Origin of the sequence: Pseudomonas chaetocerotis, assembly GCF_015712105.2 — a bacterium.
Lineage (GTDB): Bacteria > Pseudomonadota > Gammaproteobacteria > Pseudomonadales > Pseudomonadaceae > Aquipseudomonas > Aquipseudomonas chaetocerotis.
Genome location: NZ_JACFYX020000002.1, coordinates 362697 through 383808 on the forward strand (window position 1 = coordinate 362697; position 21112 = coordinate 383808).

Annotated in this window: 20 protein-coding genes; 13 read left to right on the plus strand and 7 right to left on the minus strand. The window is 62.3% G+C overall.

Features of this window, described 5'->3' with window-relative positions; all coding sequences use genetic code 11:
- Positions 1–312: 312 nt before the first annotated feature.
- Positions 313–963, minus strand: coding sequence for a ribosome biogenesis GTP-binding protein YihA/YsxC (yihA, locus tag H3221_RS05675; RefSeq protein ID WP_196474253.1), 651 nt, complete (start codon positions 961–963; stop codon positions 313–315).
- Positions 964–1361: 398 nt separating this feature from the next.
- On the opposite strand from yihA, the gene H3221_RS05680 reads away from it, so the two are divergent.
- The 5 genes from H3221_RS05680 to H3221_RS05700 all read left to right on the plus strand — a co-directional run bounded on the left by H3221_RS05680 (position 1362) and on the right by H3221_RS05700 (position 5880).
- Entirely contained in the window at positions 1362–1652 is a 291-nt protein-coding gene (locus H3221_RS05680; RefSeq protein WP_192985437.1) for a c-type cytochrome, read from the plus strand.
- A gap of 51 nt (positions 1653–1703) precedes the next feature.
- Positions 1704–2309, plus strand: a complete 606-nt coding sequence (locus H3221_RS05685; RefSeq protein ID WP_192985438.1) for a c-type cytochrome — start codon at positions 1704–1706, stop codon at positions 2307–2309.
- 163 nt (positions 2310–2472) lie between these two features.
- Complete coding sequence (locus H3221_RS05690) at positions 2473–3099, plus strand: thiol:disulfide interchange protein DsbA/DsbL (protein WP_196474252.1); 627 nt, start codon at positions 2473–2475, stop codon at positions 3097–3099.
- Between the two features lie 19 nt (positions 3100–3118).
- Entirely contained in the window at positions 3119–3991 is an 873-nt protein-coding gene (locus H3221_RS05695; RefSeq protein ID WP_196474251.1) for an endonuclease/exonuclease/phosphatase family protein, read from the plus strand.
- A 5-nt stretch (positions 3992–3996) separates the two neighbouring features.
- Positions 3997–5880, plus strand: coding sequence for a GGDEF domain-containing protein (locus tag H3221_RS05700; protein WP_196474250.1), 1884 nt, complete (start codon positions 3997–3999; stop codon positions 5878–5880).
- 64 nt (positions 5881–5944) lie between these two features.
- On the opposite strand, the gene H3221_RS05705 is transcribed toward H3221_RS05700, so the two are convergent.
- Entirely contained in the window at positions 5945–7477 is a 1533-nt protein-coding gene (locus H3221_RS05705) for a nucleobase:cation symporter-2 family protein (RefSeq protein ID WP_196474249.1), read from the minus strand.
- A 228-nt stretch (positions 7478–7705) separates the two neighbouring features.
- On the opposite strand from H3221_RS05705, the gene H3221_RS05710 reads away from it, so the two are divergent.
- Both H3221_RS05710 and H3221_RS05715 read left to right on the plus strand, forming a co-directional pair.
- Complete coding sequence (locus H3221_RS05710) at positions 7706–8296, plus strand: MarC family protein (protein ID WP_017676425.1); 591 nt, start codon at positions 7706–7708, stop codon at positions 8294–8296.
- Positions 8293–9075, plus strand: a complete 783-nt coding sequence (locus tag H3221_RS05715) for an N-acetylmuramoyl-L-alanine amidase (protein ID WP_196474248.1) — start codon at positions 8293–8295, stop codon at positions 9073–9075. Before H3221_RS05710 ends, H3221_RS05715 begins: the two co-directional genes overlap by 4 nt.
- Before the next feature lie 3 nt (positions 9076–9078).
- On the opposite strand, the gene H3221_RS05720 is transcribed toward H3221_RS05715, so the two are convergent.
- The 3 genes from H3221_RS05720 to H3221_RS05730 all read right to left on the minus strand — a co-directional run bounded on the left by H3221_RS05720 (position 9079) and on the right by H3221_RS05730 (position 10917).
- On the minus strand, positions 9079–9483 hold the full coding sequence (locus H3221_RS05720; protein ID WP_196474247.1) for a DUF1330 domain-containing protein: 405 nt from the start codon (positions 9481–9483) through the stop codon (positions 9079–9081).
- A 133-nt stretch (positions 9484–9616) separates the two neighbouring features.
- Positions 9617–10282, minus strand: coding sequence for a DUF3313 domain-containing protein (locus H3221_RS05725; protein ID WP_196474246.1), 666 nt, complete (start codon positions 10280–10282; stop codon positions 9617–9619).
- A 242-nt stretch (positions 10283–10524) separates the two neighbouring features.
- Positions 10525–10917: a response regulator gene (locus tag H3221_RS05730; protein WP_196474245.1), complete on the minus strand. Its 393-nt coding sequence runs from the start codon at positions 10915–10917 to the stop codon at positions 10525–10527.
- Between the two features lie 131 nt (positions 10918–11048).
- Between H3221_RS05730 and H3221_RS05735 the strand changes: the two genes are divergently transcribed.
- From H3221_RS05735 to H3221_RS05760, 6 genes are all read left to right on the plus strand, one after another.
- The gene (locus tag H3221_RS05735) at positions 11049–14543 is read left to right on the plus strand and encodes a response regulator (protein WP_196474244.1); all 3495 of its coding nucleotides are present in this window, start codon (positions 11049–11051) and stop codon (positions 14541–14543) included.
- Entirely contained in the window at positions 14543–15352 is an 810-nt protein-coding gene (locus tag H3221_RS05740) for a CheR family methyltransferase (RefSeq protein WP_196474243.1), read from the plus strand. Before H3221_RS05735 ends, H3221_RS05740 begins: the two co-directional genes overlap by 1 nt.
- On the plus strand, positions 15349–15960 hold the full coding sequence (locus H3221_RS05745) for a chemotaxis protein CheB (protein ID WP_196474242.1): 612 nt from the start codon (positions 15349–15351) through the stop codon (positions 15958–15960). The genes H3221_RS05740 and H3221_RS05745 overlap by 4 nt, the downstream gene beginning before the upstream one ends.
- The gene (locus tag H3221_RS05750; protein WP_196474241.1) at positions 15954–17141 is read left to right on the plus strand and encodes a hybrid sensor histidine kinase/response regulator; all 1188 of its coding nucleotides are present in this window, start codon (positions 15954–15956) and stop codon (positions 17139–17141) included. The genes H3221_RS05745 and H3221_RS05750 overlap by 7 nt, the downstream gene beginning before the upstream one ends.
- A 175-nt stretch (positions 17142–17316) precedes the next feature.
- Complete coding sequence (locus tag H3221_RS05755; RefSeq protein ID WP_196474240.1) at positions 17317–17637, plus strand: hypothetical protein; 321 nt, start codon at positions 17317–17319, stop codon at positions 17635–17637.
- 18 nt (positions 17638–17655) lie between these two features.
- Complete coding sequence (locus tag H3221_RS05760; protein ID WP_196474239.1) at positions 17656–17841, plus strand: PA3371 family protein; 186 nt, start codon at positions 17656–17658, stop codon at positions 17839–17841.
- A 104-nt stretch (positions 17842–17945) separates the two neighbouring features.
- Here the strand turns inward: H3221_RS05760 and H3221_RS05765 are convergent, their stop codons facing one another.
- Positions 17946–19742 carry an ATP-binding protein gene (locus tag H3221_RS05765; RefSeq protein ID WP_196474238.1) on the minus strand — a complete coding sequence of 599 codons (1797 nt, stop codon included), beginning with the start codon at positions 19740–19742 and terminating at the stop codon, positions 17946–17948.
- A 13-nt stretch (positions 19743–19755) separates the two neighbouring features.
- Complete coding sequence (gene algB / locus H3221_RS05770) at positions 19756–21108, minus strand: sigma-54-dependent response regulator transcription factor AlgB (protein WP_196474237.1); 1353 nt, start codon at positions 21106–21108, stop codon at positions 19756–19758.
- Positions 21109–21112 lie beyond the last annotated feature (4 nt).

Genomic DNA, 21112 nt, shown 5'->3' on the forward strand with positions numbered 1-21112 from the left:
TGCCCCAAAAAAGCTGCCGCGAGCGGCATTCTGATGACCCTCTCCCTCCGGGAGAGGGTGCCCGAAGGGCGGGAGAGGGTTTGTCCGGCGAAACCAGGCATCGCCTGAGCCGCCCTCTCCCCAGCCCTCTCCACTAGGCGTGCCCCCAATAAATGGGAGAGGGGGCGGACCGTGCATGTCGGGTGCGCACGGCGCACCCTGCGCGTCATAGTCCAACGCTTCCCTCATTCCCTTCCGAGAACAATTCCGTAGGGTGCGCCGCGCGCACCGAATACGCCGCACGGTCACGGTGCGCACGGCGCAACCCGGGGTTCAGGCTTCCCCGGCGCTTTCTTCATTCTCCTCCGGCAACAGATCCAACCAGCCGGCAAGGACCATCTGCGCCTCTTCCACACCCATGCGCTTGGGCGCCGAGAACAGCTGGATGCTGATGGCCTCGCCCCACCGCTTGTGAATTTCCTGGCGTACCTTGAGCAGCGCAGTCTTCGCCGCACCGAAGGCCAGCTTGTCGGCCTTGGTCAGCAGGATATGCAGCGGCATGCCACTGGCCACCGACCAGTCCAGCATCATGCAGTCGAACTCGGTCAGCGGATGACGGATATCCATCATCAACACCAGGCCGCTCAAGCTCTCGCGGCTGCCCAGATACGCTTCCAGATGTTTCTGCCAGTGTTGCTTGAGCGGGATCGGCACCTTGGCGTAACCATAGCCAGGCAGGTCGACCAGGCGACGCTCGTCATCCAGGCGGAAGAAGTTGAGCAGTTGCGTGCGCCCGGGGGTCTTCGAGGTTCGCGCCAGGCTGGCATGGGTCAGCGTATTGAGCGCGCTCGACTTGCCCGCGTTGGAACGGCCGGCGAAGGCGACCTCCAGGCCGCTGTCCTCGGGGCACTGATCGACCTTGGCGGCACTGATGAGGAAGCTGGCCTGCTGGCACAGACCGATGATGGGATTTTTCGGGAGCATGGGGTATCCGGTGGTTACCTCAATCCGCAGAGAGGGTGTCTACAAATGGCTGCGCGCGGCCATGCTGCGTTGGAATCAACCTCGCATGCGAGCCCAGTCAAAATGCTCATGTACTACTCGTACACTCCGCTTTTTCGGCTGACTCCGCCTTGCCTGACCTTTGATCGCTGCTTTGTAGAGACCCTCTTGACCGTTCGAGGGATTGCGACATTTCCGCGCACCTGTCGCACGCCAGGTGGCGCGGCAAGCGGCGTCGTTTCCGTTTCAGCGTTGCCAGTATATAATGCCGCAGATTTTGTGTGCGCTTTGTCCCACCCGCAGGTACCCGATTGCCGGGAGCGATTACATCTCTGCTCGATAGAAAGCAGAACGTTCCCTACCCTGATGAGGTTGATTTGATGAAGAAAATGCTGCTCGCTGCTGCCGTTATGATGCTGTCGTTCAACGTCTATGCTGCTCAGGATCCGCAAGCTGTGTATGACCGCTCCTGTGGCGTATGCCACAACGGCCAGATTCCCACGGCGCCCAAGAAGGGCGACAAGGCCGCATGGGAACCACGCCTGGCCAAGGGCATGGATACACTGGTGCAGAGCGTCACCAATGGTTTGAATGCCATGCCGCCGCGCGGCCTGTGCATGGACTGCACGGCCGAGGATTACCAAGCGGTCATCAAGCTGATGACCGAATGAGTGAGCCCGGCCGATAACCCTTCTCTCTTTTAGCCGTAATTGGATTAGCTGATGAACAAAGTACTCGTGAGTCTGCTGTTGACCCTGGGCCTCACCGGCGTGGCTCAGGCTGCTGGCGATGCCGAAGCCGGTCAGGGCAAAGTTGCTGTCTGTGGTGCCTGCCATGGCGCCGATGGCAACAGCCCTGCACCAAACTTCCCCAAGCTGGCCGGTCAGGGCGAGCGTTACTTGCTCAAGCAGCTGCACGACATCAAGTCCGGTGACCGTCCAGTGGTCGAGATGACCGGTATGCTGGACAACCTCAGCGATCAAGACATGGCAGATATCGCTGCTTACTTCTCCAGCCAGAAGATGAGCGTTGGTGCGGCCGATCCCAAGCTGGTCGCGCGTGGTGAAGCGCTGTTCCGTGGCGGCAAGCTGGAAGAAGGTATGCCGGCCTGCACCGGGTGCCACTCGCCCAATGGTGCTGGTCTGGATGCAGCTGGCTTCCCGCAGTTGGGTGGCCAACATGCTCAGTACGTTGCCAAGCAGCTGACCGACTTCCGCGAAGGCAACCGCACCAACGACGGCGACGCGATGATCATGCGTGCCATCGCTGCCAAGCTCAGCAACAAGGATATCGAAGCGGTCTCCAGCTTCATCCAGGGTCTGCACTGAGAAGTTGTTCCAAGCGACCACTGTTGCAGTTGGTAAGACAAAGGGTGGCTACGGCCACCCTTTTTCATTTGCGTCGCGGCTACAATGGCCGGAACCTGCATCGTGTCGCCCGGTCTTATTTGCGATTCGCCACGAGGCGATGCCTACTACCAAGGAGTACCCCATGCGTAACCTGATTCTCGGCGCAGCTCTGGCCATCAGCAGCCTGTTCGGTATCACTGCTCATGCCGAGCCAGTGGCTGGCCAGCAGTACGTTGAGCTGAAGAGCCCGGTGCCGGTTTCCAAACCCGGCCAGATCGAGGTGGTGGAGCTGTTCTGGTACGGCTGCCCGCACTGCTATCAGTTCGAAGCGACCCTCAACCCCTGGGTCGAGAATCTGCCGGAGGACGTCAATTTCGTTCGCGTGCCGGCGCTGTTTGGTGGCATCTGGAACGTGCATGGTCAGGCGTTCATCACCCTGGAAAGCATGAAGGTCGAACAGAAGGTGCATGAGGCCGTGTTCACTGCCATCCATCAGGAAAAGAAGAAGCTGGCTTCGGCTGAAGAGTTTGCCGACTTCGTCGCGACGCAGGGCATTGATCGCGATGCCTTCCTCAAGACCTTCAACTCCTTCGCCGTCAAAGGCCAGATGGAAAAGGCCAAGAAACTGGCCATGGCTTACCAGGTGACGGGTGTGCCGGTGATGATCGTCGGTGGCAAGTATCGCTTCGACCTGGGATCGGCCGGTGGCCCGCAGCAGACCCTGCAGGTCGCTGACCACCTGATCGCCAAGGAACGCGAGGCGCTTTAAGCGACCGCAGGCGCGAAGCATGCTGCGCCGCTGGCGAAAGACACGCGCGGTTGGCCTGTGCGATCCACAGGTCAACCTGCATTGTTCGCCGCAGGCCGACTGGCCAGCCGACGGCCTCCTGCGTCTGCTCAGTTTCAACGTCCAGGTCGGCATCAATACCCAGCGTTACCATCACTACCTGACCCGCAGCTGGCAGCATCTGTTGCCCCATGCCGGGCGTGCCGGCAACCTGCAGCGCATCGGTGATCTGCTCGCCGATTTCGATCTGGTGGCGTTGCAGGAGGTCGATGGTGGCAGCCTGCGCTCGGGCTACATCAATCAGGTCGAGTACCTGGCCCAACAGGGCGCCTTTCCCTACTGGTATCAACAGCTCAATCGCAATCTCGGGCGCTTCGCCCAGCACAGCAATGGCGTGCTCAGCCGCTTGCGTCCCACCCTGCTGGAAGATCATCCGCTCCCTGGTCCGCCCGGACGTGGTGCGATTTTCCTGCGTCTCGGTGAGGGCGAGCACGCATTGGGTGTGGTGATGATGCATCTGGCGCTGGGCGCACGCACACGAACGCGGCAACTGGCTTACATTCGCGAGCGCGTCAGTGAGTTTCGCCATCTGGTGCTGATGGGCGACATGAACACCCATGCTGCCGACCTGCTGGAAAACTCCCCGCTGCGCGACCTCGGCCTGATCGCTCCACAGGTAGAAGCAACCTTCCCCAGTTGGCGACCGCAGCGCTGTCTCGATCATATCCTGCTCAGTTCAGAGCTCGAACTGGGGCGCGTCGATGTGCTCAGTCAGCCGATTTCCGACCACCTTCCCGTGGCCGTGGAAATCCGCCTGCCGGAAGCACAAAATGCCGCGCAAATGCCTATGCTGAAGACGCCATCTCCCGAGTAAGCCGTATGAGCGATGACGCGCAACGCTGGAAAGACAAATACCTGAGCAGCCTGGAGCAGCAGGAAAAGCTCGATCGCCGTTGGGAGTTGCGCCTGGATCTGCTGCGTCGCGGCCTGGTGCGCAGCAGTCTGGCCGCCGAGGGCGCGGACAAGGCGGTCGATCAGTGCATGCAGGAAATGCGCGAAATCCTTCGCCGCGACGATATGGACGCCGCTTTGAGCGGCCTCATCCCGCGTCTGGAAAAGGCCGTGCTGGATTCCGAGCAGCGCCGTCAGCAGCGCGCCGGCGAGGCGGCGACTGCACTGGCTACCTTGATCGAGCAACTGCAGCGTCTGCAGCCGCCGCGCGAGGTGCGCAAGGCGCTCAAGTCACTGGGCAAACAGCTGGAGGACGCCACCAGTCATCAGTATCTGCTGCCTGCGCTGCTCAGCCAGCTGAGCAATCTGCAGGGTCAGGCGCTGACCGTTCTGCAGGCTCCGGTGCAGGAGCAACCGGGCCTCCTCCAGCGGCTGTTCGGTTCGCGCGGCGAGACCAGCGAAAGTAATGCGGATGCGCCGGGCGTTGTCAGCGAGGCCACTGGCGTTGCCGATGAGCCTGCACCAGAATTGGCGCCAACGCCAACGCCAACGCCAACGCCAACGCCAACGCCAACGCCAACGCCGACGCCTGTAGCGGTAGCGAACGAGCCGCCTCCCAGTGTTCCCGGAGTGGCCAGCGTGCCAGCCCGGCACCAGTTCCACGATGCTTCGCCTGTGCTCGACAGCCTGCCACTGCCGCCGGGGCTGGTACGGCAGGAGGATGCTGGCGACAGCCCGTTCTCATTGCCCAGCAGCGAACCCGGATACAGCGCGGTGGCGCCGCATATCGCCAGCAGTCTGCGCAATTTGCTCGACGAGCTCGAACTGCCGGCGCGCCATCTGCCGCAAGGTGAAGCGCTGCGTCTGCGCCTGGAGGGCAATCTCAACTGGTACGAGCTGGTGCCGGTGCTGGATGACCTGGCTGTGCTGGTGCTTGCCGTCACCGATAGTGGCCAGCGTGAGTTCGCCGGCTATCTCAAGCAACTCAACGAGCGCCTGGCTGCCTTCATCGAAACCCTCAGCGAGGCACACGAGGGCTACAGCGCTTCAGTGGAGAATGCGCGCAGTTTCAACCAGCAATTGCGAGATCAGGTCAGTGATCTGCAGCACAGCGTGCAGGAGGCTGCCGATCTTGAATCGCTCAAGCAGGCCCTGGAGCAGCGCCTGGAAGGCCTCTTGCAGAGTGTCAGTAGTCATCAGCGCCAGCGCGACAGCGGTGGAGATGACGTGGCCGAGCGGCTACAGGGCCTGGTCAAGCGTGTCGCCGAGATGGAGCAGGAGGCGCAGCAGTTTCGCGAGCATATCGAGGAACAGCGACAAAAGTCCCTGCTGGATCCTCTGACTGGGCTGCCCAACCGTGCAGCCTGGAGCGAGCGTCTCGACCTGGAGGTCGCTCGTCGTCAACGCTACGGTGGCCAGTTGTTGTTGGCGGTGCTGGACGTCGATCACTTCAAGCGGATCAACGACGGCTACGGCCACCTGGCAGGTGATCGAGTGCTGAAGATCATCGCCGGGGAGCTCAGCAAGCGTTTGCGCAAGACCGACTTCATCGCCCGTTTTGGTGGCGAAGAGTTCGTTCTGCTGATTCCTGCAACGCCGCTGGAGGGAGGTGTCCAGCTTCTGGAAACCCTGCGCGCGGCAATCGAAGCCTGCCCGTTCCACTTCAAGGGTGAGCCAGTGACCATCACCTTCTCCGCCGGTATTGCGGAATTTCGCAATGGCGAGGCGACCGAGGTCACCTTCGAACGTGCCGATCAGGCGCTGTATCGCGCCAAGGGCGCGGGACGGAACCGAGTCGAACAGACGGCCTGATCCCTTCTACGTTGAGCCGCAGCGCCATCGCGCTGCGGCTCCCTGTGCGAACGCCCCACTCCCTCTAGGGCGTTGCCTCAGCCGGGCCCCTGCTGGTCGCTGATGCGGCAGCAGCGGTTCGTGCCCGTGGCGCGTGATCGTCCTCGTCTTGCAATGGCACCTCATTGCCCTGCGCGTCGTACAGCTTGCCGCCGATGAAGTGATCGCCATCGTGCAGGGCGGCGATGTCGTGGTAACGCAGGCTGCGCTCGGTGCCGGCGACGAATACCGACTGCTGATCCGAGTTGCCGGCGGTGAAATGGTTGAACAGCAGGTTGAGCAGGATCGCCATGATCGCCGCCGAGCTGATGCCCGAGTGGAAGATGGTTTCGAACCAGGCCGGGAAGTGATGGTAGAAGCTGGGCATGGCGATGGGGATCATGCCGAAGCCGATAGAGGTGGCGACGATCACCAGATTCATGTTGTTGCGGTAGTCGACCTTGGCCAGGGTGCGGATGCCGCTGGCGGCGACGGTGCCGAACAGCACGATGCCGGCACCACCCAGCACCGAGGTCGGCACTGCGGCGATCACTCGGCCCATGATCGGCAACAAGCCGAGGGTGACCAGAATCAGCCCGCCGGTGGCGACCACGTAGCGGCTCTTCACGCCAGTCACGGCGACCAGGCCGACGTTCTGGGCGAAGGCACTCTGGGTGAAGGAGCCGAACAGCGGTGCAACGACACTGGCGATCATGTCCGCGCGCAAACCATTGCCGAGGCGTTTGGAATCGACCTTGGTGTCGATGATGTCGCCGACGGCAAGGATGTCGGCCGAGGTTTCCACCAGGATCACCATCACCACGATCAGCATCGAGATGATCGCTGCCACCTCGAACACCGGTATACCGAAATGTAGCGGTGCCGGGAAGGCCAGCACCGGCCCTTCGCTGACCTTGGAAAAATCGGCCATGCCGAATACTAGTGCCACCAGGGTGCCGATGACCATGGCCAGCAGGATCGACAGGCGCGAGAGGGTGGCGCTGCCGACCTTGCTCAGCAGCAGCACGGTGGTCAGGGTGAAAGCGGCCAGGCCGATGTTGGCCATGCTGCCGAAGTCAGCTGCACTGCTGTTGCCGCCCATGGCCCAGCGCGCGGCTACAGGCATCAGCGTCAGGCCGATGGTGGTGATGACGATGCCGGTCACCAGCGGTGGGAAGAACTTGGTGATCTTGGAAAAGATCGGTGTGATCAGCAGCCCGATCGCCGCTGCGCCTATTACCGCACCGAATACCACGGGTAGCCCGCCTTCACCGCCATTGGCGCCGACTATCGCCACGATGGTGGCGACGCTGGCGAACGACACGCCCTGTACCAGGGGTAACTGGCAGCCGAAGAATGGCAAGCCGATGGTCTGCAGCAAAGTGGCGGCGCCACCGACGAAAAGCGAAGCGGCGATCAGCAGGCCGATATCGGCAGGTGACAAACCAGCCGCCTGGCCGACGATCAGGGGGACGGCGACGATGCCGCCGTACATGGTCAGTACGTGCTGCAGGCCGTAAAGCAGATTGGAGCCGAGGCCGAGGTTCTCGTCCTCTGGGCGCTGAGAGGTGGACGTCATGGGAAGCTACTCGCTGTTGTTCTTGTACGGTCAATGTAGACATTTTGTAGTCATACTGGCTACTACTTTGTATACATTTTTTCGAGCGTTTATCCCTGGAACTGTTTCGCCTCTGCTGGTCATAGAATTTCCACATGCGCGGATAATGCTCGAATCTGACCGTGGCGCCGGCTCGCGAGGCGACCCCGTCAGGCCCTAGACTATGCGCACTAGTCACCGGAGACGCCCATGGACATCTTCAGCATCGCCGTGCTGATCTTTTTGGTCACTGACCCTTTCGGCAATATCGCCATCTACATTGCCGCGCTGAAGAACGTCGAGCCGCGCAGACGGTTGTGGATCGCCGCGCGCGAACTGCTGTTCGCCCTTGGCCTGTTACTGCTGTTCCTCACCTTTGGTGACAAATTCCTCACCAGCCTCGGGCTGTCACGCGAGGCAACCGCGATTGCCGGCGGTATCATCCTGTTCGTCATCGCCATGCGCCTGATCTTTCCCAGCCCGCAAGGCCTGCTCGGCGACGTACCAGATGGCGAGCCGATGCTGGTGCCGTTGGCCACGCCGGCGGTCGCCGGACCTTCGGCTCTCGCGGTGCTGATGACCCTGCGCAACACCCACACCGGGCCGCTCTGGGAGCTTTACCTGGCGGTCATCCTGGCTTGGGCAGCGACGGCATTCATCCTGTTGCAGGCTTCGTTCCTGCAGCGTTTTCTCGGTAATCGCGGGTTGATGGCGGTAGAGCGATTGATGGGCATGCTGTTGATCATGCTCAGCGTCGACATGCTGCTGGACAACCTGCAGAGCGTATTCGGTCACGCATGAAGTCTCTCTACCTCGCCCTGGTTCTTGTTCTGCTTGCCGGTTGCACCGGTGGCCTGCGTATCGATGACAGTCACACCGCGACTGGCCAGAACAGCCGCGTGCAGTACGTTGTGCTGCACTACACCTCTGCTGATCTGCAACGTTCGCTCGACCTGCTGACGCAGACCGAGGTGAGCAGTCACTACCTGATCGGTGATGCGCCGCCGACTGTCTACCGTCTGGTGGATGAGAACCGTCGCGCCTGGCACGTCGGTGTCAGCGAATGGAAGGGGCGCACCTGGCTCAACAGCACCACGATCGGCATCGAACTGGTCAACCAGGGTTACTACCAGACGCCGGCCGGTCGTTATTGGCAGCCTTTCGCGCCGCAGCAGATCGATACCCTGATCGTGCTGCTCAAGGACATCGTCAAGCGTCACCAGCTACCGCTGGGCTCGATCATCGCGCACAGTGATGTGGCGCCACAGCGCAAGGTCGATCCGGGCCCATTGTTTCCCTGGAAGCGTCTGGCCGACGAGGGACTGGTGCCCTGGCCGAACGAAGACGCCGTGGCGCGCCAACAGGCGCTGTTCAGCACCAGTCTGCCAAGCGTGCAGTGGTTCCAGGAGCAGTTGGCGCAAAACGGCTACACGGTGCCGCAGCATGGCGAGCTGGATGAAGCAACGCGCAACGTCATGGCCGCCTTCCAGATGAAGTATCGCCCGGCCAACTATGACGGCCAGCCGGACGCCGAAACTGCAGCGCGGTTGCTGGTGCTCAATCTGCAGGCGGCAGGATAGAACTCAGCTGGGTGTCGTGGCGATCAGCCGAGAGTCGGCCAGCGCGGCACTGCGATGAACGGTGGCGGTCTGGTATTCGGGGTCAGAGAGCATGCTCAGAAAGGCTGCTGACGAGGGATAGCGCACCAGCAGGAGCAGATCCCACTGCTCTTCCTTTGGTGCGATCAGCGCCAGGTGGACGTCAGCCATCACCTGCACCTCACCGCCCACCCCCTTGACCTTGCCAAGCGCGGTACGGCTGTAGCGCGCATAGGCCTCGCGCCCGCTGCATGGCGCATGGAGGCCGTCCGCGTCGTAAGTGGCTCGATCGTTGAAACGAAGCAGATTGAGCATCAGGATCGGCGTATCGCCGGGCATGCGCTCGGCGAACGCCTGCAGATCCTCGCGGTTGGGGTTAATGCTGGGCATGCACGTTCCTCGGCTGGCGTTTTTCCTGAGCCTCTCGCCTGAAGCCGAGTACGGCAAGCGCTATTGATCCTTCTGATAGCCAATCATCTGGTCAGCGTGGTGCTCCGCTGCGCTTGCTGAACTGGCAGGTCGATCAGCGTGGGCCAGGTTGGAAATCACGTGCATCACGCGCCCAGACGTCCAGCACCGGTTTGAGATCCTCCAGGGTCAGTTGCGAGCTGCTGTTCTCCAGTGTCAGGCCGTGACCCTTGCGCACCACGCGCAGCACCGGTTCGCTGGTGCGGGCATCGAGGCCCTCCAGCTCGATGAAGATGGTGCTGTCGCGGTCACGGGTGCCTGCGGCTGTGGTTGCCGCAGCGAGTACCAGGGCGACAGGAATCACTTCATAGGCCTTGAGCCCTTCGGTGGAAACCGTCACGCCGGTGATCGCGCTGCGCAGTACCAGGCTGTCCATGGTCGGTTCTTTGACCACCGTCATGCGCCCCTGCAACTCACGGGTCAACGCCTGATGCAGATAATCACGAACGCTGTCCAGCGTCTGCGCGCTGACCTGATCGCTGGGGACTGGTTCTGGATAGAAGGTCGGCTTCTCCACATACACCGTCGTGTAGCGCTCGCTGCTGAACTGCGGCGAAACCCAGCGCAGTACCGGTGCGCCAGTGGCTGAAGTGGCTGGCTGGAGTTGGGAGTAGTCGGCGAGGTAGCCGGAGAACTGGGTGGGTTTGGTGGTCTGGCTGGCGCAGCCGCTGAGCAGCAAACCAGCGAGTAGAGCCAGGCAAAGCGGGTTGGCGTGACGCATCGGTGGACTCTCCTGTCCAGGGGCCTGCAATCAGCCTAGCAGGCCGTTGAAAAACTACCTGCGTTGGTAATGCTGCGTTAAGAACGGCCTCGCGTGCGAGCCCATTCAAAATACTCATTTACAGCACGTTAGCTGCGCTCTTTCTGCCATTCTTGCCGGTATTGTCTTGGCTGCCTCTGCTCGTGCTCCTGTATCCAGGCAGTCGTCGCCTGCACTTCAGCGGCCTGCTAGATGCCGATTCGTCAGCCCGCCAGTTCGCTCAAACGTTGAGCGAGAAGCTTGAAGTCATAGGGCTTCACGATGCTCTCGGTGGCTGCTGCGCTGTCGCGGGCGCGCACCTCTTCGAGCAGGTCGCGTTCGTAATAGCCGCTGGCGAACAACACCGGCAAGGTCGGTCGCAGCTGGCGCGCGGCTTCCACCAGTTCGCGCCCGTCCATCCCGGGCAGGCCGATGTCGCTCATCAGCAGATCGAAGTGCTGCTCGCTGCGCAGCCGTTCCAGTGCGCTGTGCCCGTCGCGCAGGGCGAGGACGCGGTAGCCGAACTCCCCGAGTACTTCAGCGGTGAGTTGGCGCACGACATCGTCGTCCTCGACCAGCAGGATGGTCTTGGTGCTGGCGCAGTCGATTTCGGTCATGGGGCTCTCTGTTTCAGCGCGCAGAATGCGCGAATGTTTGGCAAACTTCGGGGTCGGTGCGCGGTCAGTGTGCCATACGCCTTCTCCGGACAGACAAGAACAAGCGAGACAATCATCGAATGGACGTCCCAATGTCGAATGAGTCCGCAATGGACGAAAAAGGGTTTCGCCGGATTCTCAACCGTAACGTCGCGCTGCCGCTCGGCCTGGGTCTGGTTGGTGCGCTGTTTTTCGCGCTGTTGATCGGCTACCTGCTCAATGCGATTCGCTGGGTCGAGCACACCGATCAGGTGCTCAACAGGGCCAGCGAGGTGTACAAGCTGACGCTTGACCTGGAAACCGGCATGCGTGGTTTCCTGCTCAGCGGCGAAGAGGACTACCTCGCGCCCTACGAGCAGGCGCGCGGCAAATTTCGTCCACAGACCGAACAGCTCATCGACATGGTTTCCGACAACCCGGCGCAGGTGCAGCGTCTCGAACGTCTGTTGGCCATGCAGGAGCAGTGGGACCTCTATGCTCAGGAAGTGATTGGCAGCCGCCGCGATGGCGGCAACTTCATGGCCGAGGTCGGGCGTGGCCGGGGCAAGAATCTTACCGATGGCATGCGCCGCGAACTGGATACCTTCATCAACAGCGAGCGTGAATTGCGTCAGCAGCGCAATGCCGAAGTAAGCGGCACCACGCTCTGGGGGGCCGGCATCTATCTGGTGGTCAGCATCCTGTTCAGTGCCCTGTTGGCGCTGTTCGGTCGCCGTGAGCTGATGAACCTCTCGCAGACCTATTCACTGGCCATGGCCAAGCAGTCCGATTATGCCGATGAGCAGCGTCGCCGCGCCTGGCTCGGTGGTGGTCAGAATCTGCTGGCGGAACGTTTGATCGGTCAGCCGCAGGTGCAGGAATTGGCCGACCGCTCCCTTGAATTTCTTGCCGAGTACCTCGATTGCGTGGTCGCCGCCCTGTATCTGCGCGATGCCCAGACCGGCGACCTCACGCGCGTTGCCGGTTATGGCTTCAGCGAAGACGCCAGCCTCAAGGCGCATTTCTATCGCGGTGAGGGCCTGATCGGACAGGCTGCCCGTGGCCGCCGTCTGGTCTGCCTGGATGATCTGCCTGCTGATTACATCAAGGTCGCCTCAAGTCTTGGAGAAGGCCAGCCAGTGAGCCTCGCCTTGCTGCCGCTGCAGTCCGAAGACCGTGTCAACGGTGTGGTCGAATTGGCCTTCATGCGCGTGCTGGAGCCGCGCGAGCGCGAATTCCTCGAGGCCATCGCCGGCAATGTCGGGATGGCGCTTGAAGCGGCGCGCTATCGCCAGCGACTGCAAGAGGTACTTGGCCAGACCCAGCAACTCAACGAGGAGCTGCAGACCCAGCAAGAAGAACTGCGCGCGGCCAACGAGGAGCTGGAGCAGCAGGCGCGCGTGCTCAAGGAGTCTCAGGCGCACCTGGAAACCCAGCAGGCCGAGCTGGAGCAGACCAACGAGAAACTCTCCGAACAGGCGCAGACGTTGGCCGACCAACGTGACGAGCTGGACCAGCGCAACACCACCCTCGGCCGGATTCAGGCGCAGCTGGAAGAGCGTGCCGAAGAGCTGCAGCGTGCCAGTCGCTACAAATCCGAGTTCCTTGCCAACATGAGTCACGAGCTGCGCACGCCGCTCAATAGCTCGCTGATCCTGGCCAAGCTGCTGGCGGAAAACGGCAACGGCAATCTCAACGACGAACAGGTCAAGTTCGCCGAGTCGATCTATTCGGCCGGTAACGATCTGCTCAATCTGATCAACGACATTCTCGATATCGCCAAGGTCGAGGCTGGCAAGCTAGAGATACGCCCCGAGCGCACGCCGCTGGCGAGTCTGCTCGAAGGCTTGCGTGATGTGTTCGTACCGCTGGCGGGCGAGCGCAGCCTGAGTTTCGAAATCGAACAGCAGGGCGAGCTGCCGCCGGTACTGTTCACCGATCGCCAGCGCGCCGAACAGATCCTGCGCAACCTGTTGTCCAACGCCTTCAAGTTCACTGACCGCGGCGGCGTGACCCTGAGCGTGTCGCGACAGGACGACCAGTACCTGGCCTTCGCCGTGCGCGATACCGGCATCGGCATCGCTGCGGACCAGCAGCAGGCGATCTTCGAGGCCTTCCGTCAGGCCGATGGCACCACCAACCGCCGTTATGGCGGCACCGGCCTGGGGCTGTCCATCTCGCGTGACCTGGCCGGGTTGCTTGGTGGCTCGATCACGGTCAGCAGCGCGCCAGGCGAAGGCAGTACCTTCACCCTGCTGCTGCCCGAGCGTTTGGTCGAAGGTGCAGCTCCCAGCCAGCCGATTGCCGCGCCTCAGGTGGCGGCCGAGGCGTCGCAGCCGGTTGCCGCAGCCATTGCTGCGCCAGTGATGCCGCGAGCGCCAGCGCCTTTCGCCGATGACCGCGAGCACCTCGACGAGCGTGGCGGCCGCCGCGTGCTGGTGGTCGAGGACGAAGTGCGCTTCGCCCGCATCCTCTTCGATCTGGCTCACGAACTGGGCTACGCGTGTCTGGTTGCCACCTGCGCCGATGAAGGCCTGGAACTGGCGCGGCAGTTCCGCCCGGATGCCATCCTGCTCGACATGCGCCTGCCGGACGGCTCCGGCCTCGGTGTGCTGCAACGGCTGAAAGATGATCCGCAGACCCGCCACATCCCGGTCCATGTGGTTTCTGTGGAGGATCAGAGCGAGGCTGCGCTGCACTTGGGGGCGGTTGGCTATGCGCTCAAGCCCACCAGTCGTGATCAGCTCAAGGACGTCTTCGGCAAGCTTGAGGCCAAGCTCAATCAGCAGGTCAAGCGCGTGCTGCTGGTCGAGGACGACCCGTTGCAACGTGACAGCGTTGCCCGCCTGATCAGCGACGAAGACATCGAAATCACTGCTGTCGCACTGGCTGGCGAAGCGCTGGAGAAGCTGCGCGATACGGTGTTCGACTGCATGATCATCGACCTCAAGCTGCCCGACATGCAGGGCAACGAACTGTTGCGGCGCATGGCCGAGGAGGACATCTGCTCCTTCCCGCCGGTGATCGTTTACACCGGGCGTAACCTGACCCGCGACGAGGAAGCCGAGCTGCTCAAGTACTCGCGCTCGATCATCATCAAGGGCGCGCGTTCGCCAGAACGTTTGCTGGATGAGGTCACCCTGTTCCTGCACAAGGTCGAGGCCGAGCTGTCCAGCGAGCACCAGCGCATGCTCAAGACCGCGCGCAGCCGCGACAAGCTGTTCGAGGGCAGGCGCCTGCTGTTGGTGGACGATGACGTGCGCAACATCTTCGCCCTCTCCAGCGCGCTGGAGCAGAAGGGCGCCACGGTGGAAGTCGCGCGCAACGGTTTCGAAGCGCTGGACAAGCTGCGCGAACGCGAGGACATCGACCTGGTGTTGATGGACGTGATGATGCCGGAGATGGACGGCTACGAAGCCACCCGGCAGATTCGTCTGGAGAATCGCTGGAAGAACCTGCCGATCATTGCGGTCACGGCCAAGGCGATGAAGGATGACCAGGAGCGCTGCCGCGAGGCTGGCGCCAACGATTACCTGGCCAAGCCCATCGACCTGGACCGTCTGTTCTCCCTGATCCGCGTGTGGATGCCCAAGCTGGAGCGTCTGTGATGCCTGACGAAATCGAGCTGCGCCTGCTGATCGAGGCGATCTACCTGCGCTACAGCTACGACTTTCGCGACTACTCGAAGGCCTCGCTCAAGCGCCGTGTTCGCCAGGCGCAGGCGCAGTTGGATTGCCCGACCATTTCGGCGTTGCAGGCGCGCATCCTGCACGAGCCGCAGGCGTTCATGCAGCTGCTGCAGTACCTCACCATCCCGGTCAGCGAGATGTTCCGCGACCCCGAATACTTTCTCGCCCTGCGCGAGCAGGTGGTGCCGTTGCTGCACACCTATCCTTCGCTGAAGGTCTGGGTGGCTGGCTGCAGTACCGGCGAGGAGGTGTATTCCCTGGCCATCCTGCTGTACGAGGAAGGCCTGCTGGAACGCACCATGATCTATGCCACCGACATCAATCCGCACTCGCTGGAGAAGGCCGAGCAGGGCATCTTTGCCCTCGACAACCTGCGCGCCTACACCCAGAACTACCAGCTGTCCGGTGGCAAGCGCGCGTTCTCCGACTACTACTCGGCGGCCTACGATCGGGTGCTGTTCGACAAGTCGTTGCGCGCCAACGTGACCTTCGCCGATCACAGCCTGGCCACCGACAGCGTGTTCGCCGAAACCCATCTGGTGTCGTGCCGCAACGTACTGATCTATTTCAACCGCGACCTGCAGGACCGTGCACTGGGCCTGTTCCACGACTCCCTTTGCCACCGCGGTTTTCTCGGTCTGGGCAGCAAGGAAAGTCTGGATTTCTCTGCCTATGCCCGGCAGTTCGAAGCGGTGTCGCGGCCCGAGCGGATTTTCCGCAAGCGATGAGCAGCCAACGGATCAACCTCCGCGGCCAGGTGCGTGCGCCGCTGCAGGCCCTGCTGATTGGCGCCTCGGCTGGAGGGGTGGAGGCGCTGTTGAGCCTGCTCGAGGACTTGCCGCCGGATTACCGACTGCCGGTTGTCTGCCTGCTGCATCAGCCGGATCGTAGCGACAGTCTGCTGGCCGATCTGCTGCAGCGACGCCTGCAACTGCCCGCCAAGGAAGCCGAGGACAAGGAGTACCTGCGCGGCGGCGTGGTCTACGTGGCGCCTGCCGGTTACCACCTGTCCATCGAAACCGAGCGCAGCTTCTCCCTCAGTCGTGAGGAACCACGGCATTTCTCCCGGCCGTCGATCGATATTCTTTTCGAGTCCGCTGCCGATGCCTATGGCGAGCAACTGGCCGCCGCGCTGCTCACCGGCGCCAACGAGGATGGCGCGGCCGGTCTGCTGGCGATCAAACAGGCTGGCGGCCTTACCCTGGTGCAGGAGCCTGCCGACGCGCAGGTGCCCACCATGCCGAATGCCGCGCTGGCGCTGCTGAAACCGGATTTTCTCCTGTCTATCAATGCCATGCGCCTGCTGCTGGCCGAACTGGATGCCCTGCCATGCTGAGGAAGATTGAAGCCAAGGTATTGATCGTCGACGACCTGCCGGAAAACCTGCTGGCGTTGCGTTCGTTGATTCAGAGCGAAGACCGCACCGTGTTCCAGGCCAGCAGCGCCGATGAGGCGCTATCGCTGCTGCTCGAGCACGAGTTCGCTCTGGCCATTCTCGACGTCAAGATGCCGGGCATGAACGGCTTCGAACTGGCCGAGCTGATGCGCGGCACGGAAAAGACCAAGCATATCCCGATCATCTTCGTCAGCGCTGTTGGCCGCGACATGGACTACGCCTTCCGTGGTTACGAGAGCGGTGCAGTGGACTTCCTGCACAAGCCGCTGTCGCCCTTCGAAGTGCGCAGCAAGGTGGCGATGTTCGTCGAGCTGTACCGCCATCGCAAGGCGTTGAGCATGCAGCTGGAAGTGGTCGAGGCGGCGCGTCGTGAGCAGGAAGCGCTGCTCGCCGAGCTGCGCGAAACCCAGGGCGAGCTGCAGAAAGCGGTACAGATGCGTGACGTGTTCATGTCCATCGCCTCGCACGAGCTGCGCACGCCACTCAATGGCCTGATCCTCGATGTGCAACTGCGCCGACTGCGCCTGGAGCAGGGGCGCATGGATGCCTTTACCCCGAACAAGTTGCAGGAGATGGTGGCACGCGACGAGCGACAGATCCGCAGCCTGAGCCGCCTGATCGACGACATGCTGGATGTTTCGCGCATTCGTACCGGCAAGCTTTCCGTGCGTCCAGAACCCGGCGATCTCGGCGTGCTGGCTGGCAACGTGGTGGAGAGCCTGGCCGCGCAGTTCACCAATACCGGCAGCCATATCGAGTTGCACGTCGAGGGACCAGCACCGGTGATGATGGACGAGTTCCGCATCGAGCAGGTGTTGGCCAACCTGCTGACCAACGCCCTGCGTTATGGGGGGGGGAAACCCGTATCGGTGCGTGTGAGGGCGGTGGACGATGTGGTCCGTGCCGAGGTGCGTGACCAGGGGCTGGGCATCTCCGAGGCTGACCAGCGGCGGGTCTTCGAGCAGTTCGAGCGCGTCTCTGGAGCCAGCGTCGCGCAGGGGCTTGGGCTCGGCTTGTTCATCAGCGAGCAGATCGTCCAGGCCCATGACGGGCGCATCGAGCTCAGCAGTCGTCTCGGCGAGGGCTCCTGTTTCAGTATTCTGCTGCCGCTACGCAGTTGATCGTGCAAATTGCACGTGTCGTGATTCATGCATCTTGCAAAGTGCATGAGCGAGGGTGTTTAGATTTGTTTTAAACAATTGATTTATAAGGATATTTTGTCTTCATTGGTGTTGGCATGAGCGCTGCAGAATCAGTCATGTAAGCCCCCGACTGATCTGCTGATGGAGAAGCGTCATGAACATCGTCCGAGTGAGCCTGTTTTGCGTCGCTGCATGGCTGGTCAACGGAGCTTACGCCAAAGATTTCAGTGATTCGGCTGGCGCCATCGCCAAAACGGCCGAGTTCACCCTTTCCAACTCGCCGGTTTGGGAATCGCGTGTCGCTGCGCAGCAAGAAGGCTCTGCCGAACTGCGCACGCAGCCAACTCGCACTGTCGGTGCCGTCGGTGCCGTCGGTGACGATGCGCAGTGGGTGCGCATTTCCGACGAGGGTGACACCGATACCGCCAACCGTGAGCCGCGTCCTGCCAACAGCACCCCACGTTGGGTGTTCTGACCGACAAGGAGTCCTGCCGTGTCCAGAAGTGCCATCCTGTTGTTGATCATGACTCTGTCGAGTCTGGCCGTGCTATGGCTGAGCCCCGCTCTGGACGAGGGTGTCGCCCTGCTGCTCAAGGGAGGCTGCGTCGTCTTCGGTGCGGGCTTTCTGGTCGCGCTGATGGCCGGGCGCCGTATCAAGTTCGACCCGGTGCTGCGCTGAAGCCGCTATGAACTGCACGGCGAGCAGCACTCCCTCCCCGTAGGGTGGGCTGGGCGGCGATCCGCTTTAGTCCACCGGGGTCTACCGTCGCCCGCAACGTCCGATCAAACCGGCAGGTTGAAATAGAAGTTGGCGCCTTCGCCAGGGCGTGAATGAACCTTTAGCTGACCACCGTGCAATTGCACGATCTCCCTTGCCAGCGCCAATCCCAGGCCGACGCCTCCCTTGCGCCGGCCGACCTGAACGAAGGGTTCGAAAATCCGTGCCTGCTGTTCGAAGGGGATCCCTTCACCTTCGTCTTGCACGCTGACGATCACCTGTTCGCCATGGCGACGCACCTGGAGCCGTATCTTGCCACCCGGGTTGCTGTAGCGCAGGGCGTTGTCGGTCAGGTTATCGAGCAGCCGCTGTAGCTGCGCGGCATCGAGCTCAAGCTGCGGCAGTGGCTCATGGACTTCGCAGAGCACCATCACTTCGCGTTCCTCAGCGCTTTCGGTAAAACGTTGAGACATCTGCTGGATCATTTCTCCGAGGTCACAGGGGCGGCGCTGCAGGGTCTGTACACCGTTCTGGTAGCGCGAGAAGTTGAGCAGGTCGTCGATCAACTGCACCAGCCGATGCATCTCCTCGTCGACCGTGCGTATCAGTTCCTGCTCGCGTCCGCCTGATGGCAGTGAAAGACGCTCGCGCAGCAGGCTGAAAGCCATGTGCATACCGGTGATCGGCGTGCGCAGCTCATGCGAGGCGCGCAGGATGAACTCGCTGCGCACTCGGTCGAAGGCGCGTTGCTTGGTGACGTCACGCAGCACCATCACTGCCCCCACGCTACCACCCTCGCGCAGCTGAATCGGAGTCAGGGCCCAGGCCAGTAGCCTGGTCTCTCCGTCACGTTCGATCTGCAGGTCAGCCGGCGGCTCATGCAGCAGTTCGCCTGCCAGCACCTGGCGCAACGCCTCGTCCACTGCATGATCAGGCAGCAGCGGCCCGATCGGCTGGCCGAGGATATCGGCTTGCCAGGAAAGCTGGCGCAGCGCCACTGGGTTGGCGTGTTCGATGTTGCCCTGGGCGTCGAGGATGACCAGGCCATCATCGATGCTGTCGAGCACCGCTTTCAGGCGGCCCTCGCTGTTGAGCAGTTGCTTGAGGTTGCTCGAGTGATATTCGCGCAGGGACTCGGTCATCAGACCGAAGCGGCGGCTCAGGACGGCCAGCTCGAACACCGGGGATACCGGCAGCACCACGTCGTATTTGCCTTGGCCGATATGGTCGGCGGCCCGCGCCAGCATGTCGATGGGGGCGCCGAAGCGACGGGCGATGCCGTGGGCAGTCAGTACGCCAATCGCCAAGACGGCCAGGCCGATAAGCACCAGGAGCCCGGCGATCAGCTGGGAGCGTTCGCCAGCACGGCTTTCGGCCGAGATGACCCAGTCGACGACCTGGTCCTGTTGGGCCAGCAGGTTATCACGCAGGTGCTGAAAGGCTTCGATGAAGGGCTTGTGGTTGCCCAGATCGTGCGGTGTCTCGCCGGGCGCTGTAGCGCTGTTGGCTGCTTCTTCCATTTCAGCGTAAAGCGCTGCGGCTTGTTCCAGGCTGCGTAAATAGTCGTCATTGAGGTTGGCCTTGAGCCCCTCATCGAAGGTGGCACGGAACGACTTGCGAATGGTTTCGAGGCGCTGCGCATCGGGCTGCTGATCGATCAGCACGATCAGTTCGTCGCCCAGGTGCTGGCGCAGTTTCTGGCCGATCTGCACGGCATCGAAGCCGCGCTGGATCAGGTCGCTCTGGCTGCGCGCCATCTGCGTGACGCTGAACAAGCCGAGCAGCAGGCCCAGCAGCGCCACGGTGATCAGCGCGGAGATGCTGAGGAACAGTCGCGTGCGAAGCTTCATCGACAGCTTCATGGAGATCCCGTGGTCAGAGGTTGTACTGCTTGCGTTTGCGGTAGAGGGTCGAGGTATCGATACCCAGCGTCTTGGCGGCCATGTCGAGGGTGTTGCTGCTGGCCAGCACGGCGGCGATATGCGCCTTTTCCAGCTCTTCGAGGCTCATCGCTGCGCCGACGCGCACGGCATTACTGGGTGCTTCGCTGCTGCCGCCCAGGCCGAGATGGCTAACCTCCACCACGTCGCTCTGGCAGATGATGCTGGCGCGCTCGACGACGTTGCGCAGCTCACGGATATTGCCTGGCCAGTGATAAGCCTGCAGGGCGGCGGCAGCCTCGGGGCTGAAACCGCACGCCGGGCGCCCGTAGTCGCTGACGAAACGGGCGAGAAAGCGTTCGGCCAGGCCCATCACGTCTTCGTGACGTTCGCGCAACGGTGGCAGCTTGAGGGTGATGACGTTGAGGCGGTACAGCAGGTCTTCGCGGAAGCGTCCCTCGCGCACCATCTCGTCGAGGTCCAGATTGGTCGCCGCGACGATGCGCACATCGGCGCGGCGGGTTACCGGATCGCCGACACGCTCGTACTCCTTGTCCTGAATGAAGCGCAGCAGCTTGGGCTGCAGGGCCAGCGGGAAGTCGCCGATCTCGTCGAGGAACAAGGTGCCACCGTCAGCCTGACTGACACGGCCCTGAGTGCTTTCGCTGGCACCGGTGAAGGAGCCTCGGGCGTGACCGAACAGTTCGCTTTCCATCAGCTCGGCCGTCAGCGATGGGCAGTTGATGGTTACGCAGGTGCGCTTGGCACGGCGGCTCCAGCCGTGGATGGCGCGCGATAGCTCACCCTTGCCGGTACCGGACTCGCCGAGAATGAGGATGTTGGCGTCGGTAGCGGCGACCTGCCGCGCGGTTTCCAGAATCGCCATCATCGCCGGGCTGTGCGAGTCGAGGCCATCCTTGGCCTTGCGCACCTCACCCTCCAGAGCCTCCAGACGTGCGGCCAGGGTACGCACTTCCAGCTGCTTGGCGGCGGCCAGGCGCAGTTGATCGGGAGTGCAGGGTTTGACCAGGTAATCGGCGGCGCCGGCCTGGATTGCATCGACCGCGGTGTCCACGGCCGAATGGGCGGTGACTATCACCACACGCATCCAGGGTGCCTGGATGCGCATCTGTGCCAGCAGGTCCAGGCCGTTGTCCTCGCCCAGGCGCAGGTCGAGAAAGCACAGGTCGAACACCTGCCGTTGTAGCAGCGCCTCGGCTTGTGTAGCACTGCTGGCGCCGGCGACGTCATAGCCCTCGTCTTCAAGGCAGTAACGGAAGGTACGCAGGATTGCCGCTTCGTCGTCCACCAGCAGAATGCGTCCACTGGTTTGTTCTGCAACTGCCATGTCT

Coding starts and splice junctions, on each gene's coding strand:
- H3221_RS05750 (WP_196474241.1), top strand. CDS start 15,954: ATGCTGAGGAAGATTGAAGCCAAGGTATTGATCGTCGACGACCTGCCG.
- H3221_RS05720 (WP_196474247.1), bottom strand. CDS start 9,483: ATGCCCAGCATTAACCCCAACCGCGAGGATCTGCAGGCGTTCGCCGAG.
- H3221_RS05685 (WP_192985438.1), top strand. CDS start 1,704: ATGAACAAAGTACTCGTGAGTCTGCTGTTGACCCTGGGCCTCACCGGC.
- algB (WP_196474237.1), bottom strand. CDS start 21,108: ATGGCAGTTGCAGAACAAACCAGTGGACGCATTCTGCTGGTGGACGAC.
- H3221_RS05735 (WP_196474244.1), top strand. CDS start 11,049: ATGTCGAATGAGTCCGCAATGGACGAAAAAGGGTTTCGCCGGATTCTC.
- H3221_RS05690 (WP_196474252.1), top strand. CDS start 2,473: ATGCGTAACCTGATTCTCGGCGCAGCTCTGGCCATCAGCAGCCTGTTC.
- H3221_RS05745 (WP_196474242.1), top strand. CDS start 15,349: ATGAGCAGCCAACGGATCAACCTCCGCGGCCAGGTGCGTGCGCCGCTG.
- H3221_RS05710 (WP_017676425.1), top strand. CDS start 7,706: ATGGACATCTTCAGCATCGCCGTGCTGATCTTTTTGGTCACTGACCCT.
- H3221_RS05740 (WP_196474243.1), top strand. CDS start 14,543: ATGCCTGACGAAATCGAGCTGCGCCTGCTGATCGAGGCGATCTACCTG.
- H3221_RS05680 (WP_192985437.1), top strand. CDS start 1,362: ATGAAGAAAATGCTGCTCGCTGCTGCCGTTATGATGCTGTCGTTCAAC.
- H3221_RS05730 (WP_196474245.1), bottom strand. CDS start 10,917: ATGACCGAAATCGACTGCGCCAGCACCAAGACCATCCTGCTGGTCGAG.
- yihA (WP_196474253.1), bottom strand. CDS start 963: ATGCTCCCGAAAAATCCCATCATCGGTCTGTGCCAGCAGGCCAGCTTC.
- H3221_RS05765 (WP_196474238.1), bottom strand. CDS start 19,742: ATGAAGCTGTCGATGAAGCTTCGCACGCGACTGTTCCTCAGCATCTCC.
- H3221_RS05755 (WP_196474240.1), top strand. CDS start 17,317: ATGAACATCGTCCGAGTGAGCCTGTTTTGCGTCGCTGCATGGCTGGTC.
- H3221_RS05715 (WP_196474248.1), top strand. CDS start 8,293: ATGAAGTCTCTCTACCTCGCCCTGGTTCTTGTTCTGCTTGCCGGTTGC.
- H3221_RS05725 (WP_196474246.1), bottom strand. CDS start 10,282: ATGCGTCACGCCAACCCGCTTTGCCTGGCTCTACTCGCTGGTTTGCTG.
- H3221_RS05705 (WP_196474249.1), bottom strand. CDS start 7,477: ATGACGTCCACCTCTCAGCGCCCAGAGGACGAGAACCTCGGCCTCGGC.
- H3221_RS05695 (WP_196474251.1), top strand. CDS start 3,119: ATGCTGCGCCGCTGGCGAAAGACACGCGCGGTTGGCCTGTGCGATCCA.
- H3221_RS05700 (WP_196474250.1), top strand. CDS start 3,997: ATGAGCGATGACGCGCAACGCTGGAAAGACAAATACCTGAGCAGCCTG.